This is a genomic window from Streptomyces sp. NRRL B-24085, from assembly GCF_001282115.1.
In the GTDB taxonomy this organism is placed as follows: Bacteria; Actinomycetota; Actinomycetes; order Streptomycetales; family Streptomycetaceae; genus Streptomyces.
Map to the genome: position 1 here is coordinate 15,556 of NZ_LJBR01000054.1, position 13,440 is coordinate 28,995.

10 protein-coding genes and 4 pseudogenes are annotated in these 13,440 nt (G+C 70.1%); 9 read left to right on the top strand and 5 right to left on the bottom strand.

The window, feature by feature from the left end; all coding sequences use genetic code 11:
- Window positions 1-23 precede the first annotated feature (23 nt).
- The 3 genes and pseudogenes from AOJ26_RS44240 to AOJ26_RS07940 all read left to right on the top strand — a co-directional run.
- Window positions 24-176, top strand: a pseudogene (locus AOJ26_RS44240) (IS630 family transposase); the annotation flags it as partial.
- A 1,137-nt stretch (window positions 177-1,313) separates the two neighbouring features.
- Complete coding sequence (locus tag AOJ26_RS07935; RefSeq protein WP_053847479.1) at window positions 1,314-1,700, top strand: hypothetical protein; 387 nt, start codon at window positions 1,314-1,316, stop codon at window positions 1,698-1,700.
- A 38-nt stretch (window positions 1,701-1,738) separates the two neighbouring features.
- A complete protein-coding gene (locus tag AOJ26_RS07940; protein ID WP_053847480.1) occupies window positions 1,739-2,110 on the top strand; it encodes a hypothetical protein in 372 nt (123 codons plus the stop codon).
- Between the two features lie 876 nt (window positions 2,111-2,986).
- Here the strand turns inward: AOJ26_RS07940 and AOJ26_RS07945 are convergent.
- Both AOJ26_RS07945 and AOJ26_RS07950 read right to left on the bottom strand, forming a co-directional pair.
- Window positions 2,987-3,391, bottom strand: a complete 405-nt coding sequence (locus AOJ26_RS07945) for a hypothetical protein (protein WP_143663531.1) — start codon at window positions 3,389-3,391, stop codon at window positions 2,987-2,989.
- A gap of 9 nt (window positions 3,392-3,400) precedes the next feature.
- Window positions 3,401-4,708, bottom strand: a complete 1,308-nt coding sequence (locus AOJ26_RS07950) for an ISL3 family transposase (protein ID WP_053847482.1) — start codon at window positions 4,706-4,708, stop codon at window positions 3,401-3,403.
- A 160-nt stretch (window positions 4,709-4,868) separates the two neighbouring features.
- Here AOJ26_RS07950 and AOJ26_RS07955 point away from each other — a divergent pair, with 160 nt between their 5' ends.
- Window positions 4,869-5,375 (top strand): DinB family protein, encoded by a 507-nt coding sequence (locus tag AOJ26_RS07955; protein ID WP_053847483.1) that lies wholly within the window; start codon window positions 4,869-4,871, stop codon window positions 5,373-5,375.
- A gap of 85 nt (window positions 5,376-5,460) precedes the next feature.
- On the opposite strand, the pseudogene AOJ26_RS41630 reads toward AOJ26_RS07955, so the two are convergent.
- Window positions 5,461-5,622, bottom strand: a pseudogene (locus AOJ26_RS41630) (ISL3 family transposase); the annotation flags it as partial.
- An 820-nt stretch (window positions 5,623-6,442) separates the two neighbouring features.
- Between AOJ26_RS41630 and cseB the strand changes: the two are divergent.
- The 4 genes from cseB to AOJ26_RS07975 all read left to right on the top strand — a co-directional run bounded on the left by cseB (window position 6,443) and on the right by AOJ26_RS07975 (window position 10,668).
- Window positions 6,443-7,216 carry a two-component system response regulator CseB gene (gene cseB, locus AOJ26_RS07960; protein WP_053847484.1) on the top strand — a complete coding sequence of 258 codons (774 nt, stop codon included), beginning with the start codon at window positions 6,443-6,445 and terminating at the stop codon, window positions 7,214-7,216.
- A 10-nt stretch (window positions 7,217-7,226) separates the two neighbouring features.
- Window positions 7,227-8,465, top strand: a complete 1,239-nt coding sequence (locus AOJ26_RS07965) for a sensor histidine kinase (protein WP_053847488.1) — start codon at window positions 7,227-7,229, stop codon at window positions 8,463-8,465.
- Between the two features lie 283 nt (window positions 8,466-8,748).
- A complete protein-coding gene (locus tag AOJ26_RS07970; RefSeq protein WP_234358493.1) occupies window positions 8,749-9,675 on the top strand; it encodes a D-alanyl-D-alanine carboxypeptidase family protein in 927 nt (308 codons plus the stop codon).
- Window positions 9,676-9,681: 6 nt separating this feature from the next.
- Entirely contained in the window at window positions 9,682-10,668 is a 987-nt protein-coding gene (locus tag AOJ26_RS07975) for an endonuclease/exonuclease/phosphatase family protein (RefSeq protein ID WP_078959795.1), read from the top strand.
- Between the two features lie 9 nt (window positions 10,669-10,677).
- On the opposite strand, the pseudogene AOJ26_RS44245 reads toward AOJ26_RS07975, so the two are convergent.
- Together AOJ26_RS44245 and AOJ26_RS07980 are read right to left on the bottom strand one after the other, a co-directional pair.
- Window positions 10,678-10,947: pseudogene (locus AOJ26_RS44245) on the bottom strand (cation transporter); the annotation flags it as partial.
- Window positions 10,948-10,990: 43 nt separating this feature from the next.
- Window positions 10,991-12,958, bottom strand: a complete 1,968-nt coding sequence (locus tag AOJ26_RS07980) for a CASTOR/POLLUX-related putative ion channel (RefSeq protein ID WP_053847486.1) — start codon at window positions 12,956-12,958, stop codon at window positions 10,991-10,993.
- Between the two features lie 232 nt (window positions 12,959-13,190).
- On the opposite strand from AOJ26_RS07980, the pseudogene AOJ26_RS07985 reads away from it, so the two are divergent.
- Window positions 13,191-13,440 (top strand): annotated as a pseudogene (locus AOJ26_RS07985) (flavin-binding oxidoreductase); the annotation flags it as partial.

Consider the following 13,440-nt stretch of genomic DNA (forward strand, 5'->3'; position numbering starts at 1 on the left):
TGGATATGAGCTGTGCGGCATCCGCGACCTACCACCGCACCCACGGAGTCCGCTATTTCCACGGGTGCTACTCGATCGGAGACGACACCCTCTGGGGCGTCAACCGCCGCAACAAGAGTGCCGCGAACACGCTGGCCGCGCTGAAGTCGATCCGGGCCGCCCGCCCCGACGGCGCCTCATCCCCACTTCCGCCCCCCGCCAGGGGTGGACCCGCGCAAGACTTCCCCTCGCTTCGTCTCACCAGAAACAGAGCGTAGCGCCACTGTCGACGACGGCCTCACTCTGCTCGCGGGATGCGGGGGCCATCGGCGCTGGCACCATCGCCGCCACCGGCGGCGGGCGGCGCCTCCTCACCGCTCTCGCGGCGGCCGCGGCCCGCGTGGCCGCCATGCGGTGCCGCTGGCCTCGCCCCTATCCGCGCGCTGGCGTTGATCGGAACGCGCCACGACGCCCACCTCACTGCCCTCCTGCAAGCGCACAAGGACCGCTGCCGGCTCACCTTCGGCGAACTCACCAACCGCGCCGCCCAGAGTGAGAGCGGCACCGTCTCGGCGAGTAGGGCCAAGGTCTCCATCGAGTCCGCGGCCTGGCCAAGGCCCTCGACTGTACCGGCCATGTGCGTACCAGGACTGGCGTACGAGAGCCCCAGATCCGGTCTTGTCCGCACCCGAGGCTGAACGGCACCCTGACACCTCCCGAGGTGACGACAGGACGCCAGCCAGGACTGGCTGATCGCTAAGCTCAACCCATGGCTGTACTCCGACCTGGAGACGCTGACCGCGGCACTCTTCAGAGAGATCCGAGCGGCCTCCCCGCGGTCTGAACGCAGTCAAGGCGGGCCACCGGGACACTGCCCGTACCTTGCTCATCGAGGTCTGCGGGTGCGCCGCCCAGCTTGGCCGCGACGCCTCCACTCGCTGGGAGATGACGGTCGCCGACAACGGCCGTCCCCGCTTCATGAAGGACACTGCGATCTTCAGCGAGACTGCCCCCTCCCCCACTGTTACGGGTGATCCTGCCCGGTGTGCTGGCCAGGATCAGCGCGGGCCGCTGAAGGGCTGGGCAGCCCGCAGTCTCCTCGGCACCCACACGGTCCTGGGGCGAGGGTGCCGGCCACGGTCGTCGCTCACGGCTCGGTGACCATCGCCAGTGCACGACGTGACTTCTCCCGGGCGTCGCCTGGTATGGAACGACCGCGCCTCCACACCGCCAAGGTTTCCACCAGTTTCGAAATGATTGCTTCGGCCTGGCCCGCGGCGTGAACCTGTGCCCAGTTCCTGCCCACTCCTGCAGCCATCCTGGAGCCCGTTGACATGCGTACACGTAAGACCCTTGCCGCTGTTTTCAGCGTGGCGGCGCTGGCACTGGCACTCGGCACCACCGCAGCACCGAGCGCCTCGGCGGCCTCCGGCTGCTGGTACAGCGGCAGCCACTGGTGGTGCAACAACCGCGTGGGTGCCCCGGTCTACGGCTACAAGGACCTCGCCCGGTACTACCCCGACTCCAGCCGCATCGTCGGCTACATGTACTCCAATCCCAGCTGGTTCGACTGCCGTTACGACGGAGGTCAACCCGACGAGTACGTGGGCGGTCCGCACCCGTACCGCTGGGAGTGGACCAAGGCCGACAACGGCCAGTGGGGCTGGATGAAGGACACCGCCATCAACAGCGAGACCAACCCGCTCCCGGCCTGTTGGTAGACAGCCGACCGCACACACAGACACAAGGGGAGACAGACATGAAGTTCGGCAAGCTTGCTCTGACTGCCGTGGCAACCGCCGCTCTCTCCGCCGCACTCACGGTGACAGCGGCACCGTCCTCGTCCGCGGCCTCCGGCTGCTGGTACTCCAGCAGCGAATGGTGGTGCAACAACGTGCGCGGTGCCGCCGTCTACGAGCCCGCGCCGACCAACGGATACCCGCACGCTGATGTGGTCGTCGGCTACATGTACTCCAACCCGAGCTGGTTCCGCTGCCGCCGCGACGACGGCCCCTACGTCGGCGGGCCGCACCCGTACCGCTGGGTGTTCACCAAGGCCGACAACGGCGAGTGGGGCTACATGAAGGACACCTCCATCTACAGCGAGACGAACCCGCTGCCCGTGTGCTGACGACGACCAAGATCCTCGGCGCCGCCGCCCCTGCCGATCGGCCGGCTCGTCCATCCGCATGACCGCGGCGACCAGCGCCAGGGCTGCAGGCCACGAGTACGGGCAGGCGGCCCCCGGCGCGCACCGCAGGCCCGCCTCAAAGATCAGCTCCGGGAGCTTTCCGAGCGGCACCTGCCGCCGCCGAGCGTGTCGTTGATTCCGGCTAGCTCCTCTCAGCACGGATCGTGAGGGCCCAGCGCGTGCACGGCTGACTCTTCCTCGGCCTGGCTGCCACCAACCACAGCAGCCAGGCCGAGGCCGGTCCGGGCTTCGGTGATCAGCGAGTGTGTCCGAACAGCGGCCGACCAGCCGAGAGCGCGCATCCGGACAGGGGTCCCAACAGGCGGTGTCGGGGCAACTGACGCAGTGCGGGGTCATTTTCACCCGCCGGAATCGACTCACATTTCAACCCCGCCGACACCCGCGAGCCACGGACCGACACTGAGCCGGGACAGCTGGGCTGTTGGTCACTTCCAGTATCGGAGGTGATCATTTCTCTACCTCTCGCCGCCCTGCAAGGTACAAGGTGACCAGCCCGCAGACCTTCGACGGTCCGCGTCTTCCCGCAGGTCTCCCGTTCGCAGGTCCAGCGGGACCAGGCCCTGTACCTCCACCGTGCACCCGCTGCTGAACCCGGCCAACGCCCGCCCCTCTCCTCGGCGTTGGAGCGCCAGTAGCCGCCGGACGCCGAGCCCATACCGATCGCCCCGCGTCCTCACTCTCTACGGCATCACATGATCAAAGTGGACGAGCCGGGCAAACGCCGGGGCCCAGCCGCCCTGAGGACCAGGCCCGCTCCATTGCGGGGCCACGGAAGAGGTCACGGGGGCGTCGGGTTCAGGGCTTGGGCAGGGTGCAGCCCTGGCGGTTGAGGTCCACTAGGTTGCCCGATCCGAGACAGGTGGCGATCGCCGCGGTCTGTGTGGCGTATCCGCGCCCCTTGTGGACCACGGTGCCCTTGGAGTCCGCCTCGCATGGGTTGTTCAGTTCGCACTCTTTCCCGTCACGATTGCTGGTGCTGTTCACCGCGACGAGTTCCCCGGTCCTGGCATCGACGACTGCAGAGCTGGAGCTGCTGGGCTGAGTGTTGCACTCCTTGGCGTACGGGATCGCATCGTTCGAGGTGTAGTCCCCTTCCATAAGCTTCGGGATCACCGCCTCGGCCCGGCACGACCAGACGCTTTCCAGATAGCTGGACGCTACTTTGATCTCCTGTCCGGCGACAGGACCGGACGAGGCCAACGGGGCTCTTCACAAACGAGGGTGTAGTTGCGGCCTGAAGCCTCCGGTATCGAGCAGCGATCTGGCGATGTAGTTGGTCAGGTTGCGGAACCCGAGGGCGCTGCCGCGCAGGTGCTCGAGCCTGCCGTTGATCGCCTCGGTCGGTCCGTTGCTGGTGCCGGGCCGGTCGAAGTAGGCCAGGACGTCCTCGGCGCGCTTCTTCAACGTCCGGCCGAGCTTCGTGATCTCGACCAGCACCTTCGGTACGCCGGTGCCGATGTCAGCGATCAGCTTGGCCATCAGCTCACGTCCCTGGCCGCGGTCCTCGTGCCGGTAGGCAGCGATCATCCGCTGATAGATGCCCCACATGGCTTCGACCTCGACATGGTCGTCGTCGGCGAACAGTGTACGGAGCCGGTCGGTCTGCTTCTCTGTGAGCAGGTCCGCGCCGGTGCACAGGGTCCGCCGAGCGGAGTAGAGCGGGTCGCCCTTCATCCCGCGGTGGCCGTGGATGGTTTGTTGAACCCGGCGTCGGCACACGTCGAGGGCCTCGCCAGCCAGCCGGGTGACGTGGAAAGGGTCCATCACGGTCACGACATCAGGCAGCTCCTCGACCGCTGCGGTCTTGAAGCCGGTGAACCCGTCCATCGCGACGACCTCCACGGCGTTGCGCCACGCCTGCGGTCGCTCGTTGAGCCAGGTCTTGAACGCCTGCTTGGAACGGCCCTCGACCATGTCGAGCAGCCGCGCGGGACCGGTCCCGTCACGCACCGGGGTGAGGTCGATGATCACCGTGACGTACTTGTCGCCGCGTCGCGTGTGGCGCCACACGTGCTCATCGACCCCGACGACCTTCACGCCGTCGAACCTGGTCGGGTCGTCGATCAGGAGCCGCTTGCCTTCGGCCAGGACGGCGTCGTTGGCGGTGTTCCACGCGACGCCGAGGCCTTCGGCGACCCGCGCCACGGTCAGGCGCTGGACCACGATCCCTTCCAGCGCCCACCGCAACCCGGTTCGCGACACCTTCGCTCGCGGTTCGGCCGCCCGACTGGTGTCCTGACGCCACACGTGTCCGCAGCCGGTACACCGGTAGCGGCGGACCGTGACCAGCAGCTTCGTCGGCCGCCAACCCTGCGGGGCGTGGGCGAGTTCACGAGTGATCGAACCGCGCGGGGTGCCCTCGCACCCGCACTCGCGGCACCAGCGGTCGTCATCGACGACCCTGCAGGCGAGCACCGAGCCGTCAGGCTCGATCCGTTGGCCGGTGACGACCAGACCGAGGTCGTCGAGTCGGCAGAACTTGGTCATGTCAGGGCGGTCGAAGGTAGCGTCAGGCACGTCGAGGTCTTCTGGATGGGCGGCATAGTCACCTCCATCCTCGGGAGACCTCGACCCCTACCCGGCCACGGACGCGCCGACCGGACTACACCCTCAACTGCGACTGCGAAAAGCCCAAATAGCCCCGGTGCGGGGTCGGCCCGCGTGCTACGTTCGGGCCATGACTCGACCCGGTGAGATCCTCGGCAGCGTGGTCGCCGCCAGCGAGCGTGAGCAGCTCGAGACGTTCCTGGATTACCTGCGCGACTCCGTCGTGCGCAAGGCCCGCGGGGTGTCGGAGGAGGACGCCCGGCGCAGCCCGGTGCCGACCGGCACCAACCTCGGCGGCCTGATCAAACACCTGCGGTGGGTGGAACTGGGCGGGTTCGCCGAGCAGATCGGGCAGATCCCCGCCGCGGAGCTGCCCACGCCGCCGTGGACCGACGCAGACCCGGAGGCCGACCTGCGGCTGGAGCCGAACGAGAAGCTCGACGACGTCATCGGCGCCTACCAGGCGGAGTGCGACCGCTCCCGCGAGATCGCCGCCCAGCACAGCCTCGACTACGCACCGCGGGGCAGGGAGCTGACGTTGCGGTGGGTGTACCTGCACGTGATCCTGGAGACCGCCCGGCACGCGGGCCACGCGGACATCCTGCGCGAGATGATCGACGGCAGCGTCGGCGACTGACGGCTCGCGGCGCGTCGACGGTCCGTGTTCCGGTCGTCGGAGGCGGCGTTACACCGATATCAGCGGAGGCTGACCTCCAACACCGCCGCCACCCGAACGGCTCGTGCGCCAACCGCCGGACCACCGTGTCCCTGGCCGCGCCCTGGCATCCGCAGCGACGACACCATCTGTCGGGCTCGACAACCCGGCACCAGAGAATCGCCCGATCGGGCTCCAACCGCTGCCCGAGCACTTCGAGCCCGAGATCATAGTCGCCTCCATCCTCGGGAGACCTCGACCCCTACCCGGCCACCGACGCGCCGACCGGACTACACCCTCGACTGCGAAGAGCCCGATTCCGACTGCAAGCGCCGAGAGGCTTAAATATCGCACGCCGATCTACACCTCTTCGATTTAAGGAAGGCGGCGTCAGGAGTCGACGCCGCCGGACGAGAGTGGTGGGCGAGGGCCGCAGTCATGTTGCAGAGATGTATCGGGCAGCGCTCAGTTGGTGTACGTGAGTTCCAGCCGATCGCGCTCGGCCTTGTTACCACGGGGTCGTGACCGCGCCGCCGGGCCGGCGCCCGCTCAGCCGACGCATCACACCGACCGGAGGCCTGTGAATGGGCCATCGAGCGGCTGGGTTCCAGGGCCTCAACGCCCAGGCAGCCGGCGAAAGGCGACGTCACGAGGGGGTGCGCAATGACGGCCTCCAGCGATCGCACGGAGCCCTGGCCGTAGGTGGTGACGGCGAGCAGGACGCGGTGACGCCTGCCTCGTCAAGGTCGAACAATGGCGGTTGGCCTGCGGTGTGCGGGCTTCCCGACGGACGATGATGGGGCTTGACCCAAGGCCCCCTGCTCTCTGGTCCCTGCTCCCGCACACCGGAGGCGGCGCCGCCGTATCGTGTTCACCGCGCTCGCAGCCTCGACGGCGGCGATGGTCACCTCATACATCACCAGTTGGCTGTACGGTGAGATCCGCCCATGCCCCGGCACCCGGACTGGGAGGCCCCGGAGTCAGGAGCACGAAGGGCTCCTGACGGCAATGGTGCGGCCCCCGCCAGCCCCTCGCACAGGTCGGAGAAGATGCCCCATTCATCCGTCGGTGTCGGCGCTCCCGATCCCGCTCCCGTCACGATCCTCCTCGTCGAGGACGACGAGGTGATCCGCAGGTCGGTCGCGATGGCGCTGGAGCGTTACGGCTACCGCGTCACGACGGCCGGCGACGGACTGACCGGTCTCGAACTGTTCCGGGAGGGCATGCACGACCTGCTGTTGCTGGACGTGATGCTGCCGGAGCTCGACGGCATCGGGCTGTGCCGCCGCATCCGTGAGACCAGCATGGACCCGATCCTGATGATGTCGGCACGTGGCGAAGGGCTGGACGTCGTCGCCGGCCTGGAGGCGGGCGCCGACGACTACGTGGTCAAGCCGGTCGACACCGCTGTGCTGGTGGCCCGGATCCGCTCATTGCTGCGGCGGGCCACCTTCACTCCGGCTGCCGCACTCACGGGCCGACCGGAGCAGTCAGGCACACCGGCCCGGTCGGGCCACCTCGACCAGCGCGACCAGCCTGCTCTGCTCGTCTTCGGGGATCTCGCCATCGACACCGCCGGCTTGGAGGTGTTCCTGGCCGGCGAGCCGGTCGCGCTGGCCCCCACTGAGCTGCGGCTGCTGCTGGAGTTCGGGGCGAATCCAGGCATCGTCCTGGACCGGCAGACCCTTCTGCGCAACGTGTGGGACTACGGCTGGGACGGCGATACCCGCGTCGTCGACCTGTGCGTGCAGCGGCTGCGGAAGAAGATCGGGTCCGAGCGGATCGAGACGGTCCGAGGCTTCGGCTACAAGCTGCGACGCTGAGATGGGCAAGATGCGCACCGTCCGAGCCCTGTTCCACTGGCGCTCGCTGCGCTGGAAGATCGCCGTGTTGGTGGCCACGGCATGCTGCGGCATCGCGCTGACCGTCGGCCTGCTGGTCCACCACAGTACCTACGAGCGGTCGATGAACGACGGTGCGGCCAGGGCCTACACCGCCCTGAGCACCGCCCTCGCCTCGGACAGCCCCGACGCGACGGACAGCCTCGTCCACAACCCCCAGGAGATGCCACCGGCCCTGGCGCGGAGCGTGCGGGCTCACGGCACGGCCGCCCTGTACGACGAGAGCAACCGGTATCAGCCGCGGATGTGGGCCGGGCAACTGCTGTCCGACGGCAAGGTGGTGGCGATCTTCGTCGACATGACCCCCGACCAGCTCAGCCGCAGCGCCCTGGACCGGCACATGTGGCAGTACTCCCTGCTCGCGCTGGCCGTCGTCGTACCCCTCTCGGCTCTCGCCGCCGAACTGCCCAACCGGCGACTGCGGCGGGTGGCGCGCACCGCCCGTCGGATCGCGGCGGGGGACTTGGCCGCCAGGACCGAGATGCGCGGCCGGGGCGGCGACGAGATCGCCGAGATCTCGGACACCGTCGACTCGATGGCCGACAGTCTGCGGGGCCGGCTGCTGAACGAACAGCGCTTCACCGCCGATGTCGCACACGAGTTGCGCACCCCGCTCATGGGTCTGGTCACGTCCGCCGAGCTGCTCCCGGAGAGTGAGGCCACTGATCTGGTCAGGGACCGGGTGCGGGTACTGCGCACCCTCGTCGAGGACCTGCTGGAGATCTCCCGGCTGGACGCGGGCGTGGAACGCGCCGAACTGCGGTCTGTCGTCCTCGCCGACGTGGTCCGGGACTCGCTGGCCCGCACCGGAGTGGAGGCGCGGCTCGTTTTCACCGGTGCGCCCGTCATGGCCGAGACCGACCCGCGGCGGCTCGACCGAATCCTGGCCAACCTGGTCATCAACGCCCATCGGCACGGCAGTCCGCCGGTCGAGGTCACCGTCGACGGGACGACGATCGTCGTCCGTGACCACGGCTCCGGCTTCCCCGGCAGCCTCCTCGCGGAAGGGCCGCAGCGTTTCCGCACCAGTACGGCCGACCGTGGCCGCGGCCACGGTCTCGGGCTGACGATCGCCTCGGGCCAGGCACAGGTGATCGGCGCGTCGCTGACCTTCTCCAACGCCGCCGACGGTGGAGCCGTCGCCACGCTTCGGCTGCCGCCGGCCGGCTGACGCGACAGGGTTGATACACGACGGATGACCGGCTGAGCGGTGCCGGATCCACGGCCACGGCCCTGCCGAGACCGGCCCCGGCCACAGTCGTTGACGTGCGAACGCCGCACGTCAACGACTAGGAGATACCGCCCCCATGCGTCTTTCCCGTGTTCCTGGCCTGCGCGGTCCACGCCAGGTGAGACCACTACGGCGGCCACCGTCAGCGGGCCGCCCCTGGTTGCCTCCCCGCCCGACGGACCGACCGGGCGCTCCTTCCGCGGTCGTCCTCGGCGCCGGCATCATGGCCCTGATCATCGTGGCTGTTCTCGGCATCGTCTTCCGGCTCACTTCCGGTGACGGCGGCCCGGGCGCCGGCTCGGCCACCGCGCGGGCGGTGAACTCGGCAGCGAGGACGTTGCCTTGGCCGCAGGAGGGCCAGACGAGCGTCCTCGTCGAGGGCCTCGGTGATCGTGGTGACCTCGGGACGAAGGGCGCACAGACGCCAGTGCCGATCGCCAGCCTCACGAAGGTGATGACCGCGTACGTGATCCTCCGCGGCCACCCGTTGCGGAGGGGCGAGACCGGCCCCGACATCACCGTCGACCAGCAGGCCGACGGCGAGTCCGTGTCGGGTGTGGAGTCGAGCGTGCCTGTCAGGGCGGGGCAGCGGTTGAGCGAACGGCGGCTGCTGGAACTGATGCTGATCCCCTCCGGGAACAACATCGCGCGTCTGCTGGCCCGTTGGGACGCCGGCTCGCAGGAGGCGTTCGCCACGAAGATGAACCAGGCGGCCCACGTTCTGGGCATGCACCGCACCACCTACACCAGCGCCAGCGGCTTGGAGTCCACGACCATCAGCACATCCGCCGACCAACTGAAGCTGGCACAGCAGGTCATGCGGGACGAGGTGATCCGGTCCATCGTTGCGATGCCCAGCACCACCGCCCCCGGCACATCCGGCCGGATCTCCAACACCAACGCGCTGCTGGGCACGTCCGGCGTGATCGGCCTCAAGACCGGATCCAGCACCCCGGCCGGCGGCAACCTGATGTGGGCGGCCACCGCACCCGACGGCAGCGGACAGGACCGTCTCATCCTCGGCGTCGTCCTCCACCAGCAGGCCGGCACCAGCCCTCAGCAGGGCCTCCAGGCCGCCTTCACCAGCAGTGCCACGCTGATCGAGGGCGTGCGGCAGTGGCTCGCGCAGACCGAGCCCGGTACGAGGTGAGACCACATGGCATCCACGCTCGACACCCCTCCCCTGCGGCCGGCGCCCTCTCCCCCATCAGAGCCCGGCGCTGACACCGGTGTCTGGCGACGCGGCCGGATCGTCGCCGCCGTCGCACTGTTGGCCGCGCTGCTGATGCTGGGCCACGCCCACCTGCCCAACCGGGTCGGCAACCTCGGCAGTCTCATCGAGACCTTCCTGCCCTGGACGGGCCTGGCCGTGCCGCTCCTGCTGCTGTGCGCGCTGGTCCGCCGGTCCGCGACCGCCGCCGTGGCCGTCCTGCTGCCCGCGGTCATCTGGTGCTCGCTCTTCGGCGGGACGCTCGTCGACAAACAGGCCCGCGGCGGAGATCTGACCGTCGTGACCCACAACGTCAACGAGCACAATCCGCACCCGGCGCGTACGGCACGCGCCCTCGCCGCCTCCGGTGCCGACGTGGTGGCCCTCGAAGAGCTGGGCGGTGCGGCGACAGCGGAGTACGTCAGCACGCTGGCCCGCACTTACCCTTACTACTCGGTGCAGGGCACCGTCGGCCTGTGGAGCAGGTACCCGATCGCCGATACCCGGCCCGTCGACATCTCGCCCTGGACGCGCGCTCTGCGCACCACTGTCCACACGCGCAAGGGACCCGTCGCCGTCTTCGTCGCCCACCTGATGTCGGTCCGCTTCACCTCCTCCGGCTTCACCACCGACGACCGCAACGCCGCGGCACGACGCCTCGGCGCCGCTCTGCGCGCCGAAACGCTGCCTCGCATCGTGCTCGTGGGTGACTTCAACGGCAGCCTCGACGACCGGGCGCTGTCCGCCGCCACCTCCCGGCTGCGCTCGGCCCAGTCCGCTGCGGGCGCCGGGTTCGGCCTCACCTGGCCCGCCTCGTTCCCCGTGGTGAGGATCGACCAGATCCTCGTACGCGGCATCAACCCACGCGCATCCTGGACGCTGCCCGCCACCGGCAGCGACCACCTGCCGGTGGCAGCCAGGTTGAGGCTGTGAGCAGTTGGTGCCGGCGGTGGGAATGGGGCCGCAGCAGGCGTCCCCACGCCAGGCTTCGCGGCTTTCCTTGACGGCGACGGCGACGATCACGAGGGCGGCGATCGGGTCGGCCCAGGACCAGCCAAAGAGGCTGTTTGCAACGAGGCCGACGGGGAGTACTGCGGAGGCGTAGGTGCAGAGCAGGGTCTGCTTGGACTCAGCGACGGCGGTCGCGAACCCGATCCCGCGACCGGCCTTGCGCTGAGCGCCGGACAAGAAGGGCGTGACCGCCACCGACAGGTGCGTGCAATACGCGTCTTCCCGGGCGCCGCCTTCGACGTGATCATCCTCGGGGAGTGGCGCGAGGAAGCGGGAGCCGGCCGCTCCTTACGGCACCCCGCCGTCCCTCCCCCGCGATGACGACCACCTCGTCGCCGTCGGACCAGCGCCGGCGGTCCGCCTTGGGCGGATTGAGGCGCAGCCCGTAATCGGGGGCCCGGCGGGCGTCGGCGTGACTGCGGTAGCCGATGGCGCACTCGCCCCGGGCGCGTGCCGCCGCAACAACCGTGGCGAAGGACGTCTCGTGGCCGGTCACGACGTAGTCGGCGGCCGACCGCAGGTGGATCTGCGTGCCGCCAGCTGAGAACAGTTCGTCGAACACGTCCGCCAGGTGGTGGTTCTGGGAGATCTGCGCCATCAGCAGCCCGATGAGCTTGCCGCTGATGATCACGTCTGCTCCGGGGCCGAGCGGGGCGAGGGGCCGGTTGCCGTCGTCGGTGAGCTCGGTGACCAACGGCAGCTCCCGGCCGGTGCGCCGTTCGAGGTGGCGCAGGACGAGCAGGGTGACGAGCGTGCGGGTGTCCGGCTCCTCAGGGGGCTCACCGGCCCGTGGCTCCTGGCCGAGCACGATGACGCTGTCGTAGGAGCCGAGGTCCAGGCCGGCCAGGGTCTCCGGGCGGGTGGTGTCGCCCCTGTGGGCCACACAGGTCCAGCCGGAGCCGTCACCGTCACCGACGTCACGGTCGTCGTCGCAGGCGGCCCGCACCACGGTCTCGTCCTCGTCCGCCACCACGTCGGCCACCGAACCCGGGGGTGCGTTGCGGCCCCACTCCCGCAGGACGAGGGGTGCGCGGCGGTTCCAGCCCAGCACCAGCAGCCGCTCCGGCCGGGTGTCCGACGGCCGGGGGCCCGCCACGGACCGCTCGTCGACCAGCGGCGCGCAGTCGGCGAGCTCGGCGGTGTCGTCGTCGGCGGCGATGACGAGGAGCTGGTCGTCGGGTTCGAGCACCGTCCGCGCGGGCGGGTTCAGCCAGGGCACTCCGTCGCGGATCAGCCCGACCGCGCTGGCGTTGCCGTAGGAGAGCAGCGCTTCACCGAACTCCCGACCGGTCAGGGACGGGTGGGCGGCCGGGTAGAACTCGTCCCCGGCGAAGTCGAGCAGGTCGCGGTGGACCAGGGACAGTCCCGGGCGGCGCGCCGCCTGCGCGATCAGCCGGGCGGTGACGGTGTCGCTCTCCAGGACGACGCCCCGGGATCCGGCGGCCAGGCGGGCCGCGAGCAGGTAGCCGCTGTCGCGGACGGCCGCCACGACGGGCACGGTGACGTCGCCTCCGCGCGCCGTCGCCCGCAGGGCCAGCAGCGCCTTGACGACGTCCGCGTCGCCGCGGGACGCGTCGGGCGGGAGCACGATCACTGAGTCGGCGGTGGCCGGACTGGTGAGCGCCAGCACGGCCGGGTCCGCCGACGGTCCGCTGCGGCAGATCAGCCGGGTCCGGCCGGTCGGGCCGACCTTGCTCTGCAGGGACTCCTCCATGGCCGTCTTGTCCCGGTCGGCCAGGATGGCCACGGCCGAGCGCCGCTGGTTGGCACCGGCCGCGACCAGTTCGCTCACCACCGTGAAGACTTGCTCCGACCAGCCCAGGACCACCACGTGACCGCGTTCCAGTAACTTGGAGCGGCCGCGGCGCAGGGCGATGAGCCGCTCGGTGAGCCCGGTCGTGATGAGACCGACGAGGGTCGAGACGTACACCAGGGCGACCAGGGCCAGCAGCACCGACAGCGCCACCCGGGCCGGGCTGCCCGTGGTGCCGCCCAGCCGCATCGTCTCCCCCGTCAGGTGCCAGATCGCCGCCACCTTCCCGGAGAAGGTGGCGGGGGCGTGCCCGCTCGTCCACACCAGTGCCGCGCTCGCGGGGACGACCACGGCCAGGCAGACCAGCACCAGCCAGCCCACCAGAGCGGAGGTGCCGCGGGCCAGGGTCGTGTCGAACCAGTACCGCGCTCGGGCACCCGCCCCGGGCCGCTGTTCCACTGTGTTCCCCCTCCGCGCGCAGGTCTGTAAGGGGCAGTGTCCTGATCCGGCCTCGCGCGCCGGGCGGCATGGGGCGCGATTCATCCCATCGCCGTAACCGGGGGCAGGTGCCCGCGCGCGCGTGCCCCCGCGCACCCGGTCCGCACCGGTTTGAACGGGGCCTTTCCCTCGTCCGTGGCAATTCACCACAACCCTGAGCGAACCGGTCCGGTGGGCCCGTAGAAGTTGCGGTATGACCGAGCATCACCAGGCTGACGCCGACCACGGCTGCCTGACCAGACGTACGCTCACGACGGCCGCGGGCACGACCGCCGTGGCCGCCTTCCTCAGCGCCGGCAGCGCGGCGGCCCTGCCCGCCCAGTCGCCCCCGCGCAATCCCGCCCCGGCAGTGGCCCCGTCCGCAGCGCGCGGCGCGGACTTCGACCGCTGCCTCGCCGCCGCCCGGGCCCTGCCCGTCCTCGACGACGACGGCCCGCCCCTCG